The sequence below is a fragment of the Mesorhizobium sp. M7A.F.Ca.US.008.03.1.1 genome, assembly GCF_003997495.1.
Classification (GTDB): Bacteria; Pseudomonadota; Alphaproteobacteria; order Rhizobiales; family Rhizobiaceae; genus Mesorhizobium.
In genome coordinates, this window is sequence record NZ_RZRU01000001.1 from 437,342 (window position 1) to 459,243 (window position 21,902).

The following is a 21,902-nucleotide window of genomic DNA, read 5'->3' on the forward strand; positions in this document are numbered from 1 at the left end:
AGCCGGCGCCGATGTCGGCCGGAAAAGTATCGAAGGAGAAAAAGAATGGCCCCATATTGGGTCGGCACGAGCTGGAAGATGAACAAGACGCTGGTGGAGGCGCTGCAGTTCGCCGATGCGTTGGCGGCCTTCGTGCCGGGTTTCGATCAGGCGGTACAACCTTTCGTCATTCCACCGTTTACCGCTGCGCGGCAGGTGAAAGCGGCGCTGGCCAACACCCACGTAAAGGTCGGCGCCCAGAACATGCATTGGGCTGACGCCGGCGCCTGGACGGGCGAAGTCTCGCCGGTGATGCTGAAAGATTGCGGGCTGGATGTAATCGAACTCGGCCATAGCGAGCGCCGCGAGCATTTCGGCGAGACGGATGCGACTGTGGGACTGAAAACGGCGGCGGCTGTCAGGCACGGTCTCGTGCCGCTGATTTGCGTCGGCGAGACGCTGGCTGAGCGTGAATCAGGCCGCGCCGGGGCGGTGTTAACGGCACAGGTTCTCGGCGCGCTGCAAGAGCTGAGCGGCGATCAACTGAAGGCGGAAATCCTCTTTGCCTACGAGCCCGTCTGGGCGATCGGCGAGAAGGGCATTCCCGCAAGCGCCGACTACGCCGACAGGCAGCAGCAGCTGATCAAGAAGGTTGCCGCCGACCGGCTGCCGATTGCCCCGCCTGTGCTCTATGGCGGCAGCGTCAATCCCGGCAACGCGGCCGAATTGATCGGCCAGCCGCATGTGGATGGTCTGTTCATTGGCCGCTCGGCATGGCAAGCGGAAGGCTACATCGACATTCTGAAAAAGGCGTCGGCCGCCATCGCGCGTTGACTGCTACGACACGGAAGAAAAGGAGTTCATCATCATGAAGATCGCACTCGGAGCCGACAGCGCCGGCAAGCCACTGCTCGACGTCATCGCCAAGCATCTCGCCAGCAAACCGGAGCTGCAGGTCGTCGACCTCAGCCAGGCCGGATTCTACGCCGATATCGCTGCTGCGGTCGGCCACGAAATTCTCGACGGCAACTACGACCGGGCCATCCTGTTTTGCGGCACCGGCATCGGCGTCAGCATCTCCGCCAACAAGGTGCCGGGCATTCGCGCCGCATTGACGCACGATACCTATTCCGCTGAGCGCGCCGCCAAGTCCAACAACGCCCAGATCATCACCATGGGCGCGCGCGTCATCGGTCCCGAACTGGCGAAATCGATCGCCGACGCATGGCTGGCCTCGGAGTTCGATCCGAACGGCCCCTCCGCCACAAACGTGCAGGCCATCGACAAGCTCGACGCCAAGCGCTGAGGCGCGGAAGGTCCGTTGCTGATCATGTGGTCAAGGCGACCCGCATCGCCTCGATCACGGTCACGGCGGAGGCGGCACCCGGGTCCATATGGCCAAGCGAACGCTCGCCAAGGCGGGAGGCCCGACCCTTGGTGGCGACCATTGCCTTGGTCGCTTCCGCGCCTGCCTTTGCCGCTTGTGCAGCAGCTTCGAGACTGCCCGCCAGATCCTTGCCGGAGGTCAGCGCTTCGCCCGCCGCCTGTGCGGCCGGCACCCATGCATCGATCATCGTCTTTTCGCCAAGCTCTGCCTTGCCGCGATCCTGAATGCCCTTGGCCATGGCCTGGAACAGGGCGACCACGTCCGCGTCGTCGAGCGTCGCCTTGCCCTTGACCGCTGCCGCGCCGCGCATGAACGCGGTCGCATAGAGTGGACCTGAGGAGGCGCCGACGGCATTCAGGAACGATTTTGCCGCCGTGTTCAGCAAGGTGGCCGGATCGGTGGTCTCGGTGTCCAGTGCGGCGACTGCATCGCGTGCCGCGGAAAATCCAAGCTCCATCGCGATGCCGTGGTCGGCGTCGCCGATAACTCCGTCAAGCGCACATAGTCGGTCCCTGTCGGCGGACATTGCGGTTGCGATCGCCGCGAACATCGCGACAAGGTGGGAGGTGTCGATTGTCGTCATGTCTAGTCCTTGCCACAGAAGTGGGTTTAGCCGGCGCGAAACATGGCGCAGTCGCAGGGGTGGTCCAGCATCGTCTGCAACTCGCCGTCCAGCCGATGCAGAGTGATCGAGGCCCCGGCCATTTCGAGCGAGGTGCAGTAATTGCCGACCCAGCTTGCGTGTATGGACACACCGATCTGATCGAGCCTCTGCTTCACGCGCCGGTTCATGATGTAGAGTTCCATCAGCGGCGTTGAGCCCAGCGAATTGACGAGCACCGCGACCTTGTCGCCGCGCGCCGGCGCCATCTCGTCGAGGATCCTGTCCAGCATCTCGTCGGTGATCTCGTCGGCTGTTTTCAACTTTTCGCGCGCGATGCCGGGCTCGCCGTGGATGCCCATGCCGATCTCCATCTCATCCGGCCCGATCTCGAAATTCGGCCGGCGTGTCTGCGGCAGCGAACAGGGCGACAGCGCCACCCCCATGGTGAAGGTGTGGTCGTTGGCCTTGCCGGCGATGCGCTCGCATTCGTCGAAGGACAACATCCGGTCGCAGGCGGCACCGGCCGCCTTGAAGATGAAGAAATTGCCGGCGACGCCGCGCCTCTTGTGCCGCTGGTCGCGCGGTGCCGAGGCGACGTCGTCGGTGCTCAGCACCGTGCGCACCTCGATGTCGTCCATGGCGGCCATCTCGGCCGCCATGTCGAAATTCATCACGTCGCCGGCATAATTGCCGTACATGAAGAGCACGCCGGCGCCGCCGCTGACTGCCTTGGCGCATTCGAGGATGGGGTCCGGCGGCGGCGAGGCAAAGACATTGCCGATGGCCGCAGCGTCAGCCAATCCCTTGCCGACAAAGCCGAGAAAGCTCGGCTCGTGGCCCGAGCCGCCGCCGATCACGAGGCCCACCTTGCCCTGGCGCGGTCCGTCGCGGGCGACGATGGAGCGTGGACTGCCGTCCACGCTTTTGAGATGGCGGGGATGCGCTGCCAGGATGCCTTCCAGCATCTCGTCGACGGCGCGGTTGCCATCGTTGATGATCTTCTTGGTCTGCACCCGGCATCCTCCCGATTTCGGCATTTTCGCAGATAATACCGGGTGTTACCGGGATTTCCACCCGGCAAGGCGCATTTCGCGTGTTGAAGTGCTCTCGCACAGCGGCACCTGAAATCCAGGTGTCGCCTGGTTCAAGTGCCGAGGCCGTCGCGGATGGCTGAGAAATAGCGATCGGTTCCGACCTGGCCGCCCTTGAGGGCGACCTCCAGTCCGTCGATCGCTTTGACGCGCGAGTGGGCAACGCAGAGCGGCGAGCCAGGCGAAGCGGGCAGCGGCATGCGGATTGTCAGGGCATCGACACCCATTTCGCCGAGTGCATGGCTCGACGTGTCGCCGCCGGCAATGACCACGCGTCGCAGGCTCTGTTCGATCGTCAGCGCTCGAAGGATTTCTCCAAGGCCGCGGCCAAGCTTGTGGCGGGCGCCTTCCTGCCGGTCGATTTCGGCGCCCCTGTCGGCACTGGGGCCAAGCGCGGTGTAGAGGATGACGCTGCGCCCGGCTTGCAGACTGGCACGGCCGCTTGCCATTGCGCGCGTGATAGCCTGCTGCGAAGCCTCCGAAACCAGTTCGACGGGATCGACCTCGATGCCGTCGAAACCGTCAGTCAGGGCATGCCGGATCTGCCGTTCGGTGGTCGGCGAACAACTGCCCGACACGACAGCTATTCGGTCGGCAGCGCCCGGCGGCATGAAACCTTGTCCATCGCCGACAATGTCATTCGACGCCCATTCGCCCAGCAACGCATACTCGACCCCGGACGAGCCGACGACAAAAGAACCGCCGGGCTTGCGAACGCGCCACAGCTCCTTGCCGGCCAAGGCCTGGGTTTCCAGATTGTCGACATCGACAAGCACGATGGCGGCGCCGTTTCCGATCAGGCGATCGAACGCCGCCGACCGTGACGCGGACTGCAGCGTCGCGAGGTCTACCAGCCCGGAACTCAGCGCCGTCTGCCGCGACAGATGGATCAGCAGATCGGATTCATCCATCGGTGTCGTCGGGTGGCGGCTCATCACTGGGTGGCGGTCGATGCGGAAATATCGATCGCGATAGGCGGCGAACAAATGGCCGAAGGCGGTGTAGCGCTTGAGCTGCGGCGCGCCGACCAGCAGCGGCACGCTGTCCTGCGCGAACACCGAGCGGCCGATTTCGATGGCCCGGCCGATGCTGCCGATCGTCGGGCTGGAATCGAAGGTCGAGCAGACCTTGTAGTGGCAGATCGCGGCGTTGAGCGTCTTCAGCCAGGCGAAGGCGTCGCGCAGATGCGTATCCATCCACTGCGGCGCCTCGCTGCGGCTGGTGCCGGCCAGCCCGATCGCCCGGCAATGGCCAAACCGGGACAGCAGGGCCGCGTCCGGCTGGCGCATGAACAGCACGGTCGATACGCCACCGAGCTCGAGCGCTTCCATGACGTCGGTCGAGCCGGTCAGGTCGTCGCCATAATAGCTGAGAAGCAGGTTCTGCATGGCGTCAGGCTGCCTTGCCGTCGCCGAATTTTTCGATCGACCGCGCCAGTTCGGGATGGTTCAAGGCGAAGTCCGCCAGCGGAATGCCGTCGACCGCTGCTTGCCAGGCTTGCTGCACGGCACGCACGCCGGCGCCCGGTCCGTCCGGATGGCTGACGATGCCACCGCCGCAGAGATAGAGAAGATCGACGGTCCGGCCGGTCCGCGCATATGTCTCAGGCGCCTGACCGCCCCACTGGCCGGAGCCCGCCACCGGCAAGGCGCAGTCCTCGGGTGAAAAGATCGGCATCGTCACTGACTTGAAGGATTCGACGAAAGAGTCATCCGGCTCCCAGTATTTCGAGGCGATGCCGTTGATCTGGAATTGGTCGACGCCGAGGAGCCGCCAGAACTGCTGCCAGACCTTGAAGTCCATGCCGAGGCCCGGGTGACGGGTCAGGATGTCCCAGCCGTTGCGGTGGGCATGCAGCACCAGACTGGAGCGCTTCCTTAGGAACGCCATGCCACCGAAGCCGATCGAATTGATGTTGATAACAGCGCAATTGCCGCCAGCCTTCGCCACCAGATCGTGGTTGCGCATCATCTCGTCCGGATCAGCGTGCGAAATGCCGAAGGCATACATCACCTTCTTGCCGGTCTTCTGCTCGTGATCGAGGATGAGCGGCATGATCGCATTCACCCGCTCGGCTAGCGGCGAATAGGCCGGGCTCATCAGTTTCTCATCGTCCTTGATGAAATCGACGCCGGCGGCGATCAGTTCCGCCACCATTGCCGCCGTCTCATGTGGCCGCAGGCCGAGCGCAGGCTTGACGATGGTGCCGATAATCGGGCGGTCCGTCACACCGGTTAGCCGGCGGCTGCCGGCGACACCGAACTGTGGACCGGGATGCGCGCCGCGAAAATCCTCCGGCAGCTTCATGTCGACGACGCGAATGCCGGTGAGGCCCTTGATCGAATAGGTGCCGCCGATGGCGATGGTCATCAGCGCCGAAAGGTCGGTGCCGATGGCATCGAACGGAAAGGTGATGTCTACATCCGCACGCTTGAACGGCCCGTTGCCGTCATCGGGCAGCGATGGCCGCTCGGCGTCGGGCAGAGGCCGGATCGCCAGCACGCGCGCCGCTACCCGGGCCTTTAGTTCCTCGGTCTCGCCGGGCAGCGCGACGAAGGTACCGGTCGACTGGTCGCTGGCGATCTTGGCCGCCAGCGCTTCGATGCTTCCAGGCGTTTCGATGCGGTAGGTGAGGGTGATCATGGTCCGCTGTTTCAAGCCGAGGCGTTCGAAAAAGGTTCACTGGTGTTTCAAATCTGGTATAATGAGTACATAAGTATTGCAAGTCATATCGGCAGCGGGATCGACAGACGGCAATTCCGGGAATTGCGGCGGCAGTGTTAGATAGGGCCGGGTCAAGGGAGTGATTCGCGACGATGAACCGTTCGGAACCGATTGTCCGGCGCAAGCTTTCCGATGAGGTCTTCTTGCGGCTGAAACGCCTGATCACCAGCGGCGAGCTGATGCCGGGCGACGACATGCCGTCGGAGCGCGAACTGATGGAGCGCTTCGAGGTCGGCAGGCCGGCGATTCGCGAGGCGATGCAGGCGCTGAGCAATATGGGCCTGGTCGCGATCTCGCATGGCGAACGCGCCAAGGTGCTGCAGCTCACCGCCAAGTCGATCATCAAGCAGGTCGACGGCGCCGCCAAGATCATCCTGTCGTCGTCGAAGGACACGCTGGAACACCTGAAGACCGCGCGCATCTTCTTCGAACGCGGCATGGTCAGGGAAGCCGCCGAAAAGGCCACCGCCGAGGATGTGCAGCGGCTGCGGGCAACCGTTGCCGAACAACGGGGCTTCCGGGGCGACTCCGAAGCCTTCATCTCCGCCGACATGAAATTCCATACCCAGATCGCGGCGATTTCCGGCAACCCTATCTATGTCGCCGTCAGCGAGGCGATGCTGGGCTGGCTGAAGGAATATCACACCGAGATGCTGATCTGGACCGGCAAGGAAAAGTTCACGCTCACCGAGCACGAAGAGATCATCGGCCGCATCGAGAAGAAGGATGCCGACGGCGCCGAGAAGGCGATGATCAAGCATCTCGAACGCTCGCGCGCGCTCTACGTGATGAATTCCGAAAAGTAACTTCAGCCGATCCGAACGATCGCGTAAGGCGTCATGACGAGATGGCCTCGGCCAAAAGCTGAAATGTCGACCGGCACGTCGTCCGCCGTCAAGTTCGCCAGCCACACGACAGTGTCGCCTGAGGCCGAGCGCCCAGCCAGCGCCAGCACCTTGGTCTCATCGCTCGTCCTTGCCGCCACGTGCGCAAGGCCGGCCAGTTCGCAAAGCCCCCTGATGGCCTTGAAGAGCGGTCGGGGCGATCCTTCCACGACGGGTTCTCCGGATGACGCCAGCACGCCGAAGGGTCCAGTGAAGCTGGAGAGCGTGAGCTGTTCCAGTCCAGCGGGCGCGACGCACGCGGCATAGCCGATCGTCCATGCCGCCGCGAACAGGCCGGCATGGCGAGGATCGCTGTCGGCCATGGCGATGCGCTGTCCCTCGGGATTGGGTTTGGTCGCGCCGCCATAGGGGTTCTGACGCATGGCAATCGTCGACGGGCCGATCCGATAGGGTTTTGCCCCGAAGATCGCCCGCGCCGATTGGGTGATGAAAGGCAGCGCTTCCAGCGACTGCATGATGCTGAGATCGTCGGCGGCGTGCACGATCGGGCAGGTACAATGGGTGATGAAATCGAGCTGGTCCGCCGGCACGCGCTTGCGGTTGAGTTCGGTGAAATAACTGAACATGCCGCCGCCGAGGCGGATATCGGGAAAGGCGCGCCGCGCCGCGGCATAGACGTCGTCGAGCGGCGGGCAATCCGGCCACGCGCTGCCCGGCGGCGTCGACTGCCGGTCGACCGAAGGCGACACGGCAATGGCCGAAAGCTTCAGCCCGGCCCGACGCACCAAGCCGGCGACGCCTGACAGCTCGGCGTCAAGATCGCCAGCGCAGGCAGCGACGCATTCGAGGGTCGTTTCAGCTGGGCAAGCGGTTGCAAGTCGGGCGAAAGCGCGCAAGGCGTCGAGCCCATGGCCGCGCGTCGGATCGTAATGGAACAGCAGCTGTTGTGGGCCGAGTGTCGAGAGCGTGGAAAGGTTCGCCAGTGCCGTCTCGACATCCTCGGGATAGATGATCACGCCGACATCGGGCAGCCTTGGTCCGGCCTCGCCGAGTTCGACGCGGACCGGTTCGCTGGCCACTGCGGCAGCCGGGGCTTTACCTTCACCCGTGATGCGTAGGCTGATCGTCTGGCGCAGGGGATGGCCGGCAGGCAGCACATAGGGCCAGGGCAGCGCCAGCGGCCGCACATAGGTCTTGTAGGATGCATCCGACCAGTTGCGCTGGTCTTCCATCTCGAATGTATCGCCTTCCATCCGGCATTCGGCAGCGACACCAGGCCGAACCTGATGGGTGATGGCGCGGATATCCTTGAAAGGCTGCCAGGGGTCGATCAGTTCGGGAAGCTTCGTCGCCATCACACTGCCGTCTGTGTGCTCGACTGTGACCGGGCCGCCGGCGAGGTCGGCAATCGGGTGCAGGATGCAGAAGCCGCAACGGTTGGTTTCGAAATCGCTTTCGGGAAGGGCGCTTACGTCGAAGACCAGACGGCCATCGGCAGAGCCTTTGATGGTGGCGCGGAAGCCGAGCCGGCTTCCATCGGGGGCCAGGCAGCTTGCCGAATAGCTGACCGAAAAAACGTCGGCACCCTGGTCGATGATCAGGTCCGTTAGCACCGGTTCGTAGGTACCCCAGTCGCGGTCCCTGACGATATAGGCGATGGCGCGCAGCACTTCGGTGCCGCCACGGCGGATGGTGCGCAGATTGCCGTTGACGAAGTCGGCGCTGAGCGCGCCTGCGCTGAGCCTGACCGGCTCGGCCTCGACCGCACGCGTGCCGTAAAGGAGGAAGGCGTCGTCGGTCATTTCAGCAAGGCGTCGAGTTGCACCGGTTGCCGGCTCGCGGCCCCAGCATAGGCTGCCTCGACCAGCGCGAACGTCTTGAGATTGTCCGCGCCCGAGGTCGCCGGTTGTAGGCCCTTTACCAGGCAATCGACCCAATGCTGCTGGATGGCGACGACGCTTTCCTGGATGTTGTGCCAGGGCCGCGACGCCCATGGCAGCAGCGGCGGCGAGACGTCGGTGACGGCCGTGCCGCTCTTGCCGGTGACAGTCAGTCGGTAGCCCTGCGCCAGCCGGATCGTGCCGTCGCTGCCGTCGATCTCGATCAGCGTTTCGGGAAATGGCTCCGTGGCGAGCTTCGTCGCGTAGCTGCAATCGACCACAGACGTCGCACCGCTGTTGTGATCCATCAGCATCGTCGCGACGTCCTCGCCTGATATGCCGGGGTTGATGCGCACCGTTCGCGTGGTGATGACAGACACGTCGCCGAGCAGGAAACGGGCGATGTCGAGGATATGGATGCCGAGGTCCTCGATGATGAAGCGTTTTCCCGTCGCCAAATAGGGCTGACCGGAAAACACGTCATAGCCGGAGCGGAAGGAGATACGCCCGAAGAAAGGCGTGCCGATCTCGCCGCTGTCGAGCACGGCCCGCACCGCCTGGATTGGCGACTGCCAGCGAAAATTCTCATGCACCATCAGCGGCACGCCGGCTTCCGCGCAGGCCCTGACCATCCCCTTGGCGTCGGCAAGCGTCGGCGCGAACGGCTTTTGGCAGATCACCGGAACGCGATGGGCGGCCGCCATTTCGACCAGCGGGCGATGGCTGGGCGCAGTGGTGGCGATATCGACGAAATCCAGGCTTTCGCCGGCAAAAAGTTCCGCCGCATCGGTGTAGCGCTTCGCAACGCCGAACTGGTCGCCGACGATCTTGAGGCGTTCCGGATCGCGGTCGCAGATGGCGACGATCGAGGCGCCCGCTATGTCGCGCCAGGCATGCATCTGGTTGACGGCAAAGAAGCCGCAGCCAATCACGGCTCCCCGCAACTCCGCCATGCTCAGCCTGCCTTTGCCATCTGCATCAACGTCACCCGGCTCTGCAGCCGGCGCTGTGCCTGGTCGACGACGACGGCGACGATGATGACGAGGCCCTTGATCACCATTTGCCAGAACGAACTCACACCCATCATCACCAACCCGTCCGAAAGAATGCCGATGACGAAGGCGCCGACGATGGTGCCGCCGATCGTGCCGCGACCACCCGACATCGAGGTGCCGCCGAGCACTGCCGCCGCAATGGCGTTGAGCTCGAAACTCTCGCCCGTTGCCGGATGCGAGGCCATCAGCTCGGACGAGATGATCAGGCCGACGATCGCCGCGCAGAAACCGGAGAACATATAGACGAACATCTTCACCATGTTGACACGGACGCCCGAAATCCGCGACGCCCTTTCATTGCCGCCGACGGCGAAGATGTGGCGGCCGAGCGGCGTGTATTTGGCGAGATAGGCGGCTCCCAGCGCAACCACGATCAGGATCCAGATCGCCACCGGCAGGCCGAGCAGCCGGCCGGCACCGAGGAAGCCGAAGCCGGTGGTGCCCAGTTCCGGCTTGCCGACGAGGTTGGGGAAGGTGCGGCCGTCCGACGACAGCAGCGCCAGGCCGCGCGCGACATAGAGCACGCCGAGCGTGGCGATGAACGGCGCGACGTTCAGCCTGGTGATCAGCAATCCGTTGACGGCGCCGATCAATATGCCGACGGCCAGCGTGATCAGCGCGATCTCGAAGACGTTGAAATAGATGGTGTAGCCGATCTGCAGGTCGATGCCGTTGAGCACGAGATAGCCGGCCACCATGCCGCACAGGCCGACGATCGAGCCGACCGAAAGGTCGATGCCGCCGGTGATGATGACGAAGGTCATGCCCATCGCCAGGAACGCGTTCAGTGCCACGTGCTTCGACATCAGGATCAGATTGGCGGTCGACAGGAAATTCGGCGCCGCGATCGAGAAGAAGATCAGCACGGCGATGAGCGCGATGAAGGTCCTGAGCTTCATCAGCGTCAACAACACCGAGCCGCTGGAAGCCGAAGGAACTGACGCCTTGGCTGGGATGTCAGTCATGGGCGGGGCTCTCCGTGTATGGGGCCGGTCCGTGGCCAAGCGCCGACGCGGCGACGAGTGCCGCCTCCGTCGCTTCAGTGCGATCGAATATGCCGGTCAGTTTTCCGTTGCTCATCACTGCGATGCGGTCGGACAGCGCCATCACCTCATCGAGGTCGGAGGTGGCGAACAAAATCCCCAATCCGTCGCGGGACAGTTTGCGCATGGTGCGGAAGACGTCGGCCTTGGCGCCGACATCGATGCCTCGGCTGGGTTCGTCCATCAGCAGCACCTTGGGTTCGGTGAGCAGCGCCTTGCCGATCACCACCTTCTGCTGGTTGCCGCCCGACAGCGAGGACACCTCCTGCGCCGGGTCGGCGACCTTGATCGCCAGCTCCCTCACCATTTGCGTCACCGCCTGCCTTTCGGCGGCGCCACGGATATGGAATAGGCGGGCAAATCGCGACAGGCTGGCCAGTGTCAAATTGCTGGCGACCGAGAGGATCGACACCAGCCCTTCGCGCTGGCGATCCTCGGGGATCAGCGCCAGCCCGCGCCGGATGCGCCGCGTCGTATCGCGCTCCTTGACCTTTATGCCGCCAATGAAGATCTCGCCCGTCGAATGGCCGTGACGGCCCATGATGCAGTCGAACAATTCGCTGCGCCCTGCGCCCATCAGGCCGTAGATGCCGAGGATCTCGCCGGCACGCAGCGATAGCGAGACATGGTCGACGGCAAGCCCGCCGGTGGCGCGCGGCAGGCAGATCTCCTCGGCGCGGAAGATCTCCTCGCCCGGAAGATGGCCGTCGGCCTTGGCGAAGTCCTTGGCGTCGGAGCCGATCATCTGGCGAACGATCCACTGCGTGTCGACGTTCTTCATCTCTTCCTGGCCGGTGATGCGGCCGTCGCGCAGCACGGTGATGTAGTCGCCGATGCGGATCAGCTCTTCGAGCCGGTGCGAGATGTAGACGATCGCCACGCCGCGCGCCTTGAGGTCGGCGATCACCTTGAACAGGATCTCGACCTCAGCCGCGCTCAGCGCCGAGGTCGGCTCGTCCATGATCAGGATGCGCGCGTCGAGCGAAACCGCCTTGGCGATCTCGACCAGCTGCTGCTGGCCGATGCGCAGGTCCTCGACCAGCATGTCGGGCCGTATGCCGGCTTGCAGGCGTTCTAGAAATTCCGCCGCGCGGTTTTCCTGTTGCTCGCGGTCGATTTTGCCGAAGCGGTTGGTAATCTCCCGGGTGGCGAAAATATTTTCGGCGACGCTCATATTGCCGAACAGGTTCAGCTCCTGGAACACCATGCCGATGCCACGGTTCACCGCATCGCCCGATGACGAGAAGGAAACCTCTTCGCCTTCCAGCAGGATGCGGCCGGCGGTCGGCCGTTCGACACCGGCGATGATCTTCATCAGCGTCGACTTGCCAGCGCCGTTTTCGCCGACCAGCACGTTGACCGCGCCCTTGCGCACCTCGAAATTGGCGCGCTTGACCGCGACGGTGCCGGAATAGACCTTGGAGACGTCCTCGAGCTTCAGGATGATTTCGCGCTCTGCGGCAGCACTCATGGCTTCGGTCCGATCTCTGCCTCCGCCGGCGTCACCAGCGGCAGGTCCTGGCCACTGCCCAGCGTATAGGCGCCCACCACCTTGGCGGTGCGGCCTTCCAGCGCTTCGCGCGGCAGCTTCGACAACACCGTCTTGTCGGTGTAGCTGTTGAACGCCTTGCCGAACTGGGCGAAGTCGATCTGATTGGTGAAGTCGTTGAACTGGATGAAGTCCAGGCTGTCGCGCAGCGCGGTGCCCCGCACCGCCGGTCCGATCTGGACCCGCGCATCGGCCTTGCCATCGCCGTCGACATCGACATCGACGGTTGCCGCCCGCGACTGCGTGTTGGCCGCGACGATCTTGCCTTCCAGGCGAACAGCGAAGGTCCACGGCGAATTCGCCTGCTTGTTCGGATTGCCATATTTGGCGCCGGCAGAAGCGGCATCGGTCGTTGCCAACGCATGAACCTGCGGAAGCGGTCCGGCTTTCTGCTGCAGATAGGGCACGACCTTCGCCGCCCAGATCTCCTCGACCATCTTGTCTGGATTGAAGGCGGGAGCGTTGTTGCCGTCGTCCGATTTCGTCGGCAGGATCTTGCAGGCGGTCAGGCTGATGCCAACCATCACGGCAAGGATCGGCCAGTTCGGCTTGTTGTTCAGCATGGCGGCCTGTTCAGGATTTGGTCGGCATCCACGGAAAATGGAGACGAGGGGCGAAACCGATGTTCGCCCCTCGCTATTCATCTCGCGCGGGCTCAGTTCGTCAGCGCGAAGGTCTCCAGCTTGGCGGCATTGTCGCCATTGACCAGGACGCAGTCCATCAATTGCTTTTCCTTGGCCGGCGACTTCTTGTTCTTGATGAAGTCGTTGGCCTGCTCGACGGCCATCTGCGCCTGCGCGAAGGCAGGCTGCAACACGGTCGCCTTGATGCCGCCGGAAGTGATGGAGTCGCGCACGTCGTTCGATCCGTCGAAGCCGACGACGATGACATCCTTGCGGTTCGCCGCGGCAAGTGCCGCATAGGCGCCCATCGCCATCGTGTCGTTGCCGGAGATCACGCCCTTGATGTCGGGATTGGCCTGCAGGATCGATTCCATCTTGGAATAGGCTTCCGTCTGGCTCCAGTTGGCCGACTGCTGCGCGACCATCTTCAGGTCGGGATAGTCGTCGATGACGTCGTGATAGCCTTTGGAGCGAATGCCGGCATTGGTGTCGGATTCCTTGCCGACCAGCTCGACGAAATTGCCCTTCTCGCCCATCAGCTTGACGAATTCCTGCGCGCCGAGCTGGGCGCCCTGGTAGTTGTTGGAGACGATCTGCGCCACAGCGACGCCGGTGGCGTTGATCTCGCGGTCGATCAGGAAGGACGGAATGCCTGCGTCCTTGGCCTTCTGCACGGCGGCGACGGTGGCGTCGGCGCCGGCATTGTCGAGGATGATCGCCTTGGCGCCGCGGCCGATCGCGGTGTCGATCAGCTCGGATTGCTTGTTGGCGTCGTCGTCATGGACCAGCACCAGCGCCTCGTAGCCGAGTTCCTTGGCCTTGGCTTCGGCACCGACGGCTTCGGCCTTGAAGAACGGATTGTCGTGCGAGGGCGTGATGATGGCGATGAGATCCGCCGCGTAGGCAGGAACGGCCGTGCCAAGCGCCAGCATGCCGGCGAAAGCCGCAAGCGTCATTCTGCGTGTGAGTTTCATGAAGTCCTCCCATTTGAAAAAATGCCTTGGTCAACCAAGGCCTCTGTCGGCTTCCGAATTCGTCAGCGGCGCGGGTGGCGGATCGCTTTCGGGCCCAAAAGCCGTCGTCGGCTTCCCCTCGACGGATCGTTGCTCCCCAGCCATCCTCCACTCGCCCAGGCTTCGAACTCCCTGCGAAACCTTGTCGATCCGAGCCATCAACAGCTAAGCCAACTGGTATGATGAGTCAATCACAAATTCAGATGACATGTACCTGATGAGCGGAAAGAACCGAGCGTCGGCCACGGTACGCCGACGCATCGAGGCGCTGCGGCGCGCGCTTGTCCTCTTTCAGGTGATGCGCTGAATGCTGGCGGCGATCTCTTCCGGCTCGAACACGCGTTTCCAGTCGTCACGCATCAGCACCGGCTTGCCGAATTCGATCGCCTTGTTGCAGGCGTCCGAGAAAACGCCCTTGGTCTCGCCGAAGATGACGGCGCCGAGCACGTTCATGTGGCCGAGCAGGAAGTCGAGCGCCGCCTGCTTGTCGACGCCGCGTGCCACGACCTCGTCGACGGCTTCCTTCATGACAACCAGCAGTGAGGCGCACACCGTCTCCGAAAGGCCGGGCTCCAACAGCGCCATCTGATCGACGGTGACGCGGTGCGAGCGCATGACCGGCGCCCAGATGATTTTCGCGATCGCCTCGCCCTTGGCGTAATCCTCTTCCGGTCCCTGCATCAGCGCGCTGACCATATGCTGCTTGGCCTTGACGCCGCCGAAATAGTCCTTCTTGGCCGCCATGTCCGTCTCGTCATTGAAGATCGGCGGATGGCAGGGGTGGGTGACGAAATAGGTGAGGTCCGGACGCTTCGGCAGATGGCCGGCAAAGGGTGCCGCCGCGTCGAGCACCACCACCATCGTGCCTGGCGCCAGCTTGCTCTCGATGCTGGTCGCCACCTTGCCGATATGCGTGTCGGGAACCGCCAGGATCACCACGTCGGCGCCCTTAAGCGCCTCGTCGGCGCTGACCGTATCGAAACCCAGTCCGGTCTTCAGCCGTTCGCGGCCGGCATCGCTGACCTCGACATGGCGTATCGTGTAGGGCGATCCGCGAAAATTGGTCGACAGGCGGTAGCCCATTTTTCCGCCGGCACCGAACAGCGCAATCGTTGTCATCTGGTCACTACTCCTGATCTCGGTCGACGGTATCGCCCGTCGTCAACTTATCAACTGGTATAATCACGCTACCAGATTTTGGCAATCCGATAATGGCGAATGCGGTGCGGTCATGACTGCCGGTCTCCCGCCGGCACCGCGACGTCGCCGCCTGCAGGCTCGACCGGCGCTCGCCGCGTCATCGCCTGTCGTCCGGCAAGCGCGAGCACGAAGATGACGACGATGCCCTGCACGATGTCCTGGGCGCCGGGAGGCAGGCCGATAATCTGCATCGTGGTGACGATCAGGATCAAAAGGATGCTGGCGAACAGGGTGCCGACGGCGGTTGCAGAGCCGCCGAAGATCAGCGTTCCGCCGAGCACCACCGCGGCGATCGACTGCAACAGGTAGGGCTGGCCCATTTCGAGGAAGGCGCCGCCGATATAGGCGCCGAGCAGCAGCCCGTTGAGGGATGCCAGTACCGACGAGATGATGAAGGCCGATGCGATCACCGGGCCGGTCCTGATGGCGGCGAGCCGCGCGGCAGTGCGGTTCTGGCCGACCGCCGACAACAGCTGGCCGAACACCGTGTAGCGCAGCGCGAACGAGGTTGCCGCCACGCCAAGGATTGCAATGACCGCCATGATCGGCACGCCCAGAATGCGGCCCGATGCCAGGTATTTCAGCGCAGGGCTGACGGCGAAGCCCGAGATCGCCCGGTTAGACAGCAGCGTCGCGGTGGCCAGCACGTAGCCGGTGGCCAGCGTGGCGATGATGGCTGGGATGCCGAGCCCGACGACTAGCAGCGAATTGAGCGCACCGACAGCAAGGCCGAGCAGGACCGCGGCGGCAACGCCGATGGCGAGATTGGCATCCTGGCCCTTGATGGTGAGCAGCGCGACGAAGGCGCTGAGCGTGATCACCGAGGCGACCGAGAGGTCGATGTTGCCTCGCCCTGTCGTCACCACGAACATCTGGCCGATGCCGACAATCGTCAGGAAGGACGCCGACAGGACGATGCCCGACAGGCTGGACAGGCTGAAGCGGTTGGTGACGATCGACAGCACCAGCCACACAAGCAGCACGCCGATCGCCGCCCAGATCCAGCGGTTCCTCTGCGACCAGAGGCTGAAGACGGTCAGAGCGTTCACTGTTCGCTCCTGCGGTCGGCGGTCAGGCTGCGCAGTGTCAAAAGAGCAATCAGGATCAGGCCTTGTGTCGCGGCGTTGAAATCGCTGCTGACGTTCAGCGTGCCGAGAAGCGCACCGATCAGCGACAGCGTCACCGCCCCGGCAACGGCGCCGACCGGCGAGATGATGCCGCCCAGCAGCGAGCAGCCGCCCATCACCACGGCGGCGACGCTGAGCAGCGTGAACGAATTGCCGGAGTTGATGTCGCTTGCCGTGTTGATCGCCGTCAGGGACAGGCCGGCTGCACCCGCAAACAGCCCGGCGATGAGATAGCGCACCAGCGCATGGCGCGTCGGCGACCATCCCGAACGGATCATCGCCGTCGGATTGTTGCCGAAGCCGCGCAGCACCACCCCAAGCGGCAGCCGGTCGATGACGAAGACGATCAGCGCGACGGCCGCGATGAGGATGATGGAGGTTGGCATGAAGCCGAGCGACCAGCCAAAGAGCGCCGTCAGCCATTCCGGGCTGGCGCCGCCGGGCGTCGGCTGCAGCGCATAACCCAGCCCGACCCAGATGAAGGACGCGCCGAGCGTGACGACGATGGCCGGGATCTTGCGCGCCTGGATCACCCCGCCAAGCCCGGCATAGGCGGCGAGCGCCGCCACCAGCGCCAGCGCGCCGAGCCATGGCTGGTCGTAGAGCAGTGTGGCGCCGAGCACGCTGACGAGGCCGGCGAAGGCGCCGACGCCGAGGTCGATCTCGCTGCCGCCGACGATGAACATCTGTGCCGCCGTCACCAGCACCAGCGACAGCGCCGGCATCAGCAGCAGATCTAGCCCGAAGATCGATGCGACGGCCGGATTGGCTGAGATCATCACGGCCAGCACGGTGGCGAGCCCGATGAAGGGTGCCGCATCCACCAGCCTGCGGCCGAGCCTCGTCGCTGGCGCATCCTTGTGTCGGGCAGATGCGATCCGGTCCGCCGGCTGGGCGAAAGATGCGCCGACAACAGCCGATTCCGTGATCGCATCGCCAGTGAGTTCCCTGACGATGCGTCCGCCGGCGAAGACCAGCACGCGGTCGCAGGCCAGCAGTTCGGCATCCTCGGTCGTATGCCAGACCAGTGCGCGGCCGCTGCGCGCAATCTCGTTGCACAGCCGGTAGAAATCCTGCTTGGTGGCGATGTCGACGCCGCGCGTCGGGTCGTCGAGCAGGATGATCGGGGTGTCGGCGACCAGCGCTCTTGCGACCAGCGCCTTTTGCTGATTGCCGCCGCTGAGTTCGGTGATGTTGGACTGGAAGCGGCTGTCGTCCAGCCGCAGTTTGCTGGCGGCACCGGCGGCCATCTCGCGGTTGGCGCGATCGGAAACCAGGCCCAGCGCCGGGCGGCGAGCCAGTGCGCCGATGCTGATGTTTCCCAGCACGCTCCACAGCGGGAACACGCCTTCCTTCTGCCGGTCGCCGGCGACGAAGCCGGCCTGCGCATGTCTTGTGACCGCGCCATTTTGCTTGGCGTCGGCGCCGAAGATCCCATGCAGCAGCTCCTTCTGGCCGCTGCCTTCGAGACCGGCAAGCCCAACGATCTCGCCGCGCACGATCTCGATGTCGCGGCCGAGTTCCGATGTCAGCGGGCCGGAGAGCCGCACCAGCACATCCTGGGCCGAGGCGGCGGAGACGGCGTGCTGGTGCACCGGGTTGGCATCGCCGCCCATCAGCTGCACAAGCCTGCCGATCGAGGCGTCCGCGACCTGGCCCTGCCATGCCGTGCGTCCGTTGCGCAGCACCACGATCTCGGTGGCGATGTCGATGATCTCCTGCAGCTTGTGGCTGATGAAGATGAAGGCAAGGCCCGCCTTTGCCCGCTCGCGAATGAAGGCGCGCAACTGTTTCGAGCGGTCGAGATCGAGCGACGAGGTTGGCTCGTCGAGCACGATCAGCCTGACGCCGGGCGTTGCCGCGGCACGCGCGATCTCCACCATCTGCCGTTCGGCGATGGAGAGGTGGCCGACTTCAGCGTTGGCATCGATGCCGTTGCCTGGAAAGACGGCGTCGAGTGCTGCGCGGGCGCGGGCGCGATAGAGTGCGCGCCAGCCGGGCCGGCTCGCAGCGTCGCCGGGAGTTTCCAGAAAGAAGTTCTCGGCGACGGACAGATTGGCGCAGAGCGAAAGCTCCTGATGCACCATGCGGATGCCGCGCCGTTGCGCTTCGCCGGTGCCGTAGTCGGCGAAGTTGACGTCGTCGTCGGCGAAGGAAATCGAACCCAGCGTCGGCCACATCGCACCGCACAGGATACGCATCAGCGTCGATTTGCCAGCGCCATTGCCGCCGACCAGCCCGATCACGTTGCCGGCACCGACGCAGAGGTCGATGCCTGCATTGGCGAGCGTCGGTCCAAAGCTCTTGGTGATCCCGGTGAGCGAAACGACGCTTTGCCGGACTGGAGCGGCAGGCGCCTTGGCGGCGGCCCTGTCCTGATCGGCGACGACAGGCTGGGACATTCGTCCTCCGTTTCTTCGACAGCGACGATCGAACGGTGCTGCGGCACCGCTCGATCCGGCAGCGCTGGGTCGCGTTACTTGCTCAGCAGGTTCTGTTTCACCCAGTCCAGCGAATAGCTGGGGCTGATGATCTGGCCGCCCGGCAGCTTGGCGTACTCCTTGAGGTTGCCGGCATCGACCGTCGCCACTGGCATGATCATCAGCTTGGGCGCCTGGGCGCCCTTCAGCAGCGACAGGCCGAGCCAGAAGGCAGCACCGCCGATGCCGGGCGTGGTGTTCATGGACACCGTCTGGTAGCCGTTCTTGGCGTTCTCCTCGGCCCACCATTTGACGAAGTCGGTGCCGCCGCCGCCTTCGATGATCGGCATCTTGCCGGCGTAGTCGCCGCCATACTGGACGAAGGCCTGCGCTATGCCGACATCGTCGCTGCCGCCCTGGCCGAGCACGGCGTCGACATGCGGCAGCGAGGGCAGCACATTGGCGATCGCCGCCTGCGCCACCGAGGCGGTTGCCTGGCCATAGACGGTCGCGACCACCTTGATGTCAGGATATTTGGCCAGCACCGACTGCTGCGCGTTGAACATATCGTTGTCGGGCGCCGAGCCCTTCACACCGCGCACCTGCAGGATGTTACCCTTGCCGCCGAGCATCTTGAAGACGGCCTCGGCCTGGGTTGCCTTGTAGCCCTTGAAGTCGAAATTGAGCTGGTAGTTGCAGGGCGCCGAGGCCACCGAATCGAAAGAGATGACGATGATGCCGGCTTTGCAGGCCTTTTCGATGATGCCATTGACCGCCGTTTCCGAGGCGGCGTCGACGGCGAGCACGTCGACCTTTTTCAGGATCAGCTCGGCGATCTGGCTGTTCTGCTGCGCCACCGAACCGTCGCCGTTCATGACGATATAGTCGGCGATCTGACCGGCGGCCTTCGCTTCCTTGGCGGAGGCTTCGAACGCTTCGACCATCTGGTGCCGCCAGGTGTTGCCGTAATAGGCGTTGGCGAGCGCGATGACCGGCGCGTCCGGTGATGCCATTGCCGGCAACACGGAGACACTCGCCAGCGCGGCGCCGGCAAGCGCCGCCACAGTTACAAATCTCATGGTATTTCCTCCCAAAAACACGATCGGCTTGGCTTGCCACGCGATCATAGCGCAACCTCCCAGAGACACGCTATGTCAGGTACATATTATACCAGCATACCAAATAGGCAAGCGTCGGCGTGACACTGCCCTGCATCGCCTGTTGTTGCGGCTGCCACCTCGGTGGAATGGTAATTCGTGATCGCTTTCTAGGGAGTCGGGGCGCTACTTCAAAAGATCGACCAGTACGTCGAAAGCTGCATCGATATCGCCGCGGACCGCCGCCTGAACTGCCTGCTCGTTTCGGTCGCGCAGGGCCGCAAACATCTGTTGATGGTACGTGTTCGCGGTCGAGTAGGACCCATGCAGCATATTGAAATAGGGGCTGATCTGCAGCCATAGATCCTTGATAATCTTGAGCAGGGTTTCGGATCCCGCTGCTCGGTAGATTGCGAAGTGGAAGGTGTAATTCGCCCTGAGGTAAGCCTTTACGTCGTCCGCGCCATTCGCCCGTTCCAGCGAGTCCAAATCGCGCGCGAAAATCGCAAGATCCGCTTCACTGCGGTTCTGTGAGGCCCAGCCGGCAGCAATAGCCTCTATCTCAAAACGTACATTGCGCAAATCGGTGAGCCGCTCGCGGCTGAGCGCCGGAATACCGATGGAGCGCCCAGATACTACGGTCAGCGCGTTGGCTGCCGTCAGTCGCCGCAGCGCTTCCCTGACCGGCATCGGACTGACGCCAAAGGCGTCCGCGAGGCTCTGAACCGTGACCATCTCGCCCGGCACGATGCTGCCGTCGAGGATCAGTTCGGTGACCTGATTATAGACCCGGTCCTGCAGAGTTTCCTTGGACAGTGGAATGATCTCGACACCAGGCTTCCTGAACGCGGATCCAGCCATCTCCTGTCAACCTTCCCGCCTGAGGGCGACACCTTGCTTGTGTGCTTGTGTCGGAATGCAAGGTTCGCGGTGCCACGTCAAGCGGCTGACATAGCCTGTTTTGATATAAGCACTTTCATCATTGATATTTGATCAAATCATGTTACGGTCGCGGGCATCGAATGACAAGGGTTACGTTTTGTGCCCTTGGGAGGCATTCGATCGTTCTGTTTGGGAGGAGTTTCACATGGGTATCGGATCGAAAGTCCGGCGGCTCGCGCTGCTGGCCGGCATGGCTGCGTGCGCCTTCGGCCTCTCCGCCGCGCAGGCCGCCGAGAAGCACAAGATCTTTCTCAGCATGAGCTACATCGGCAATGATTGGCAGGCGGAGGCGGCCAACATGGTCAAGGCCATGGCCGCCCACAAGAGCCTGGCCGACAAGGTCGACTTGCAGGTCCAGGTCGCTGGCCCCAACGCGCAACGCCAGATTCAGCAGATCAACGCAATGGTGCAAAGCGGCGCCGAAGCGATCGTCGTGTATCCGATTTCACCGACCGCGCTCAACCAGGTCGTCAAGAATGCCTGCGACAAGGGTGTGAAGGTCTTTGCCTACGACGCCGAGATCACCGAGCCTTGCGCCTACAACGTCCACATAGACCAGTTGGAAGCGGGCAGGGTGACCGCCGAATGGCTGGTCAAGAAGCTCAACGGCAAGGGCAACATCATCGCCATCACGGGCGTCCCGGGAACATCCGTTGACGATCAGCGGACAAAGGCCGCCAAGGAAGTCTTCGCCAAATACCCTGACATCAAGATCGTCGGCGAGGCTGTCGGCATGTGGAGCCAGGCGGTCGCCCGCACTGAGCTTTCGAAGATCCTGGCCACCCGCAATTGGGACGACATCAACGGTCTGTGGATGCAGGTCGGCTGCTTCACCGCCAACTCGATGCAGCTCGAGGCTGGCAAGAAGACCAGCGAACTCCTGCCTTGCGCCGGCGAAGGTTCCAATGGCGGCCGCATCCAGATGCTGCCGGAGGGCACCGAAGTCGAAGGTGCCGCTCCCCCTTATGCACCTGCGGGCGCACAACGCATTTCCTATGCCTCGCCGCCTTATTCGGGTGCGCTGGCGCTGAAGCTTGCCGTCGAGGCGATCGAAGGCAAGGACGTGCCGAAGACCACCATCCTGCCGCTGCCGGTCGTCACCAATGAGACGATCAAGCTGTGCGACGAAGGCACATGGGCGGAGATGAAGGCCGGCTGCAACGCCTTCAAGCCGTCGCTGGTCTCCAATCCGGGCTGGTTTGCCTCGATCTTCTCGGACCAGACACCCGAGGTCGGCCTCGCGGCTGCCCTCGTCGGACAACCGGAAGAATAAGCCTCCCAAGGCGATCTTGACGATGCGCGGACATTTTCTGTCCGTGCATC

Annotated in this window: 19 protein-coding genes; 4 read left to right on the forward strand and 15 right to left on the reverse strand. The window is 63.6% G+C overall.

Annotation, left to right across the window (positions count from 1 at the left end; all coding sequences use genetic code 11):
* The first annotated feature begins 45 nt into the window (after positions 1–45).
* Positions 46–813, forward strand: coding sequence for a triose-phosphate isomerase (locus EOA16_RS01965; protein WP_127255094.1), 768 nt, complete (start codon positions 46–48; stop codon positions 811–813).
* 34 nt (positions 814–847) lie between these two features.
* Positions 848–1,285 (forward strand): RpiB/LacA/LacB family sugar-phosphate isomerase, encoded by a 438-nt coding sequence (locus tag EOA16_RS01970; protein ID WP_127255095.1) that lies wholly within the window; start codon positions 848–850, stop codon positions 1,283–1,285.
* 22 nt (positions 1,286–1,307) lie between these two features.
* On the opposite strand, the gene dhaL is transcribed toward EOA16_RS01970, so the two are convergent.
* The 4 genes from dhaL to oiaX form a co-directional block, all read right to left on the reverse strand.
* Positions 1,308–1,949 carry a dihydroxyacetone kinase subunit DhaL gene (dhaL, locus tag EOA16_RS01975; protein WP_127255096.1) on the reverse strand — a complete coding sequence of 214 codons (642 nt, stop codon included), beginning with the start codon at positions 1,947–1,949 and terminating at the stop codon, positions 1,308–1,310.
* 26 nt (positions 1,950–1,975) lie between these two features.
* Entirely contained in the window at positions 1,976–2,983 is a 1,008-nt protein-coding gene (locus EOA16_RS01980) for a dihydroxyacetone kinase subunit DhaK (protein WP_127255097.1), read from the reverse strand.
* A 131-nt stretch (positions 2,984–3,114) separates the two neighbouring features.
* On the reverse strand, positions 3,115–4,449 hold the full coding sequence (locus tag EOA16_RS01985) for a four-carbon acid sugar kinase family protein (protein WP_127255098.1): 1,335 nt from the start codon (positions 4,447–4,449) through the stop codon (positions 3,115–3,117).
* A 4-nt stretch (positions 4,450–4,453) separates the two neighbouring features.
* The gene (gene oiaX, locus EOA16_RS01990) at positions 4,454–5,704 is read right to left on the reverse strand and encodes a 3-oxo-isoapionate-4-phosphate decarboxylase OiaX (protein WP_127255099.1); all 1,251 of its coding nucleotides are present in this window, start codon (positions 5,702–5,704) and stop codon (positions 4,454–4,456) included.
* Between the two features lie 173 nt (positions 5,705–5,877).
* Here oiaX and EOA16_RS01995 point away from each other — a divergent pair, with 173 nt between their 5' ends.
* A complete protein-coding gene (locus tag EOA16_RS01995) occupies positions 5,878–6,591 on the forward strand; it encodes a transcriptional regulator NanR (protein WP_023808899.1) in 714 nt (237 codons plus the stop codon).
* 2 nt (positions 6,592–6,593) lie between these two features.
* Here EOA16_RS01995 and EOA16_RS02000 read toward each other — a convergent pair whose 3' ends face one another.
* The 11 genes from EOA16_RS02000 to EOA16_RS02050 form a co-directional block, all read right to left on the reverse strand.
* Positions 6,594–8,432, reverse strand: coding sequence for a hypothetical protein (locus EOA16_RS02000; RefSeq protein WP_127255100.1), 1,839 nt, complete (start codon positions 8,430–8,432; stop codon positions 6,594–6,596).
* Positions 8,429–9,463 (reverse strand): Gfo/Idh/MocA family oxidoreductase, encoded by a 1,035-nt coding sequence (locus EOA16_RS02005; RefSeq protein WP_127255101.1) that lies wholly within the window; start codon positions 9,461–9,463, stop codon positions 8,429–8,431. Before EOA16_RS02005 ends, EOA16_RS02000 begins: the two co-directional genes overlap by 4 nt.
* Positions 9,464–9,465: 2 nt before the next feature.
* Positions 9,466–10,530 carry an ABC transporter permease gene (locus tag EOA16_RS02010; protein ID WP_127255102.1) on the reverse strand — a complete coding sequence of 355 codons (1,065 nt, stop codon included), beginning with the start codon at positions 10,528–10,530 and terminating at the stop codon, positions 9,466–9,468.
* Positions 10,523–12,079: a sugar ABC transporter ATP-binding protein gene (locus EOA16_RS02015; protein WP_127255103.1), complete on the reverse strand. Its 1,557-nt coding sequence runs from the start codon at positions 12,077–12,079 to the stop codon at positions 10,523–10,525. The genes EOA16_RS02010 and EOA16_RS02015 overlap by 8 nt, the downstream gene beginning before the upstream one ends.
* Positions 12,076–12,720: a DUF2291 family protein gene (locus EOA16_RS02020; protein WP_127255104.1), complete on the reverse strand. Its 645-nt coding sequence runs from the start codon at positions 12,718–12,720 to the stop codon at positions 12,076–12,078. The genes EOA16_RS02015 and EOA16_RS02020 overlap by 4 nt, the downstream gene beginning before the upstream one ends.
* A gap of 92 nt (positions 12,721–12,812) precedes the next feature.
* On the reverse strand, positions 12,813–13,754 hold the full coding sequence (locus EOA16_RS02025) for a D-ribose ABC transporter substrate-binding protein (protein WP_024502459.1): 942 nt from the start codon (positions 13,752–13,754) through the stop codon (positions 12,813–12,815).
* Positions 13,755–14,084: 330 nt separating this feature from the next.
* On the reverse strand, positions 14,085–14,912 hold the full coding sequence (locus EOA16_RS02030; RefSeq protein WP_127255105.1) for a phosphogluconate dehydrogenase C-terminal domain-containing protein: 828 nt from the start codon (positions 14,910–14,912) through the stop codon (positions 14,085–14,087).
* 110 nt (positions 14,913–15,022) lie between these two features.
* The gene (locus tag EOA16_RS02035) at positions 15,023–16,042 is read right to left on the reverse strand and encodes an ABC transporter permease (protein ID WP_127255106.1); all 1,020 of its coding nucleotides are present in this window, start codon (positions 16,040–16,042) and stop codon (positions 15,023–15,025) included.
* Positions 16,039–18,522: an ATP-binding cassette domain-containing protein gene (locus EOA16_RS02040; RefSeq protein ID WP_127255107.1), complete on the reverse strand. Its 2,484-nt coding sequence runs from the start codon at positions 18,520–18,522 to the stop codon at positions 16,039–16,041. Before EOA16_RS02040 ends, EOA16_RS02035 begins: the two co-directional genes overlap by 4 nt.
* A 74-nt stretch (positions 18,523–18,596) precedes the next feature.
* A complete protein-coding gene (locus EOA16_RS02045; protein ID WP_127255108.1) occupies positions 18,597–19,619 on the reverse strand; it encodes an ABC transporter substrate-binding protein in 1,023 nt (340 codons plus the stop codon).
* A 204-nt stretch (positions 19,620–19,823) separates the two neighbouring features.
* A complete protein-coding gene (locus EOA16_RS02050) occupies positions 19,824–20,498 on the reverse strand; it encodes a GntR family transcriptional regulator (protein WP_127255109.1) in 675 nt (224 codons plus the stop codon).
* A gap of 226 nt (positions 20,499–20,724) precedes the next feature.
* Between EOA16_RS02050 and EOA16_RS02055 the strand changes: the two genes are divergently transcribed.
* Complete coding sequence (locus EOA16_RS02055; protein WP_127255110.1) at positions 20,725–21,852, forward strand: sugar ABC transporter substrate-binding protein; 1,128 nt, start codon at positions 20,725–20,727, stop codon at positions 21,850–21,852.
* Positions 21,853–21,902: the final 50 nt, after the last annotated feature.

Excerpts from the sequence above, each read along its gene's own strand:
- EOA16_RS02030 (WP_127255105.1), bottom strand. The coding sequence starts at position 14,912 with ATGACAACGATTGCGCTGTTCGGTGCCGGCGGAAAAATGGGCTACCGC.
- EOA16_RS02045 (WP_127255108.1), bottom strand. The coding sequence starts at position 19,619 with ATGAGATTTGTAACTGTGGCGGCGCTTGCCGGCGCCGCGCTGGCGAGT.
- EOA16_RS02020 (WP_127255104.1), bottom strand. The coding sequence starts at position 12,720 with ATGCTGAACAACAAGCCGAACTGGCCGATCCTTGCCGTGATGGTTGGC.
- EOA16_RS02040 (WP_127255107.1), bottom strand. The coding sequence starts at position 18,522 with ATGTCCCAGCCTGTCGTCGCCGATCAGGACAGGGCCGCCGCCAAGGCG.
- EOA16_RS02055 (WP_127255110.1), top strand. The coding sequence starts at position 20,725 with ATGGGTATCGGATCGAAAGTCCGGCGGCTCGCGCTGCTGGCCGGCATG.
- EOA16_RS02000 (WP_127255100.1), bottom strand. The coding sequence starts at position 8,432 with ATGACCGACGACGCCTTCCTCCTTTACGGCACGCGTGCGGTCGAGGCC.
- EOA16_RS02025 (WP_024502459.1), bottom strand. The coding sequence starts at position 13,754 with ATGAAACTCACACGCAGAATGACGCTTGCGGCTTTCGCCGGCATGCTG.
- oiaX (WP_127255099.1), bottom strand. The coding sequence starts at position 5,704 with ATGATCACCCTCACCTACCGCATCGAAACGCCTGGAAGCATCGAAGCG.
- EOA16_RS01985 (WP_127255098.1), bottom strand. The coding sequence starts at position 4,449 with ATGCAGAACCTGCTTCTCAGCTATTATGGCGACGACCTGACCGGCTCG.
- EOA16_RS01995 (WP_023808899.1), top strand. The coding sequence starts at position 5,878 with ATGAACCGTTCGGAACCGATTGTCCGGCGCAAGCTTTCCGATGAGGTC.
- EOA16_RS01965 (WP_127255094.1), top strand. The coding sequence starts at position 46 with ATGGCCCCATATTGGGTCGGCACGAGCTGGAAGATGAACAAGACGCTG.
- EOA16_RS02015 (WP_127255103.1), bottom strand. The coding sequence starts at position 12,079 with ATGAGTGCTGCCGCAGAGCGCGAAATCATCCTGAAGCTCGAGGACGTC.
- EOA16_RS01970 (WP_127255095.1), top strand. The coding sequence starts at position 848 with ATGAAGATCGCACTCGGAGCCGACAGCGCCGGCAAGCCACTGCTCGAC.
- EOA16_RS02005 (WP_127255101.1), bottom strand. The coding sequence starts at position 9,463 with ATGGCGGAGTTGCGGGGAGCCGTGATTGGCTGCGGCTTCTTTGCCGTC.
- dhaL (WP_127255096.1), bottom strand. The coding sequence starts at position 1,949 with ATGACGACAATCGACACCTCCCACCTTGTCGCGATGTTCGCGGCGATC.
- EOA16_RS02010 (WP_127255102.1), bottom strand. The coding sequence starts at position 10,530 with ATGACTGACATCCCAGCCAAGGCGTCAGTTCCTTCGGCTTCCAGCGGC.
- EOA16_RS02050 (WP_127255109.1), bottom strand. The coding sequence starts at position 20,498 with ATGGCTGGATCCGCGTTCAGGAAGCCTGGTGTCGAGATCATTCCACTG.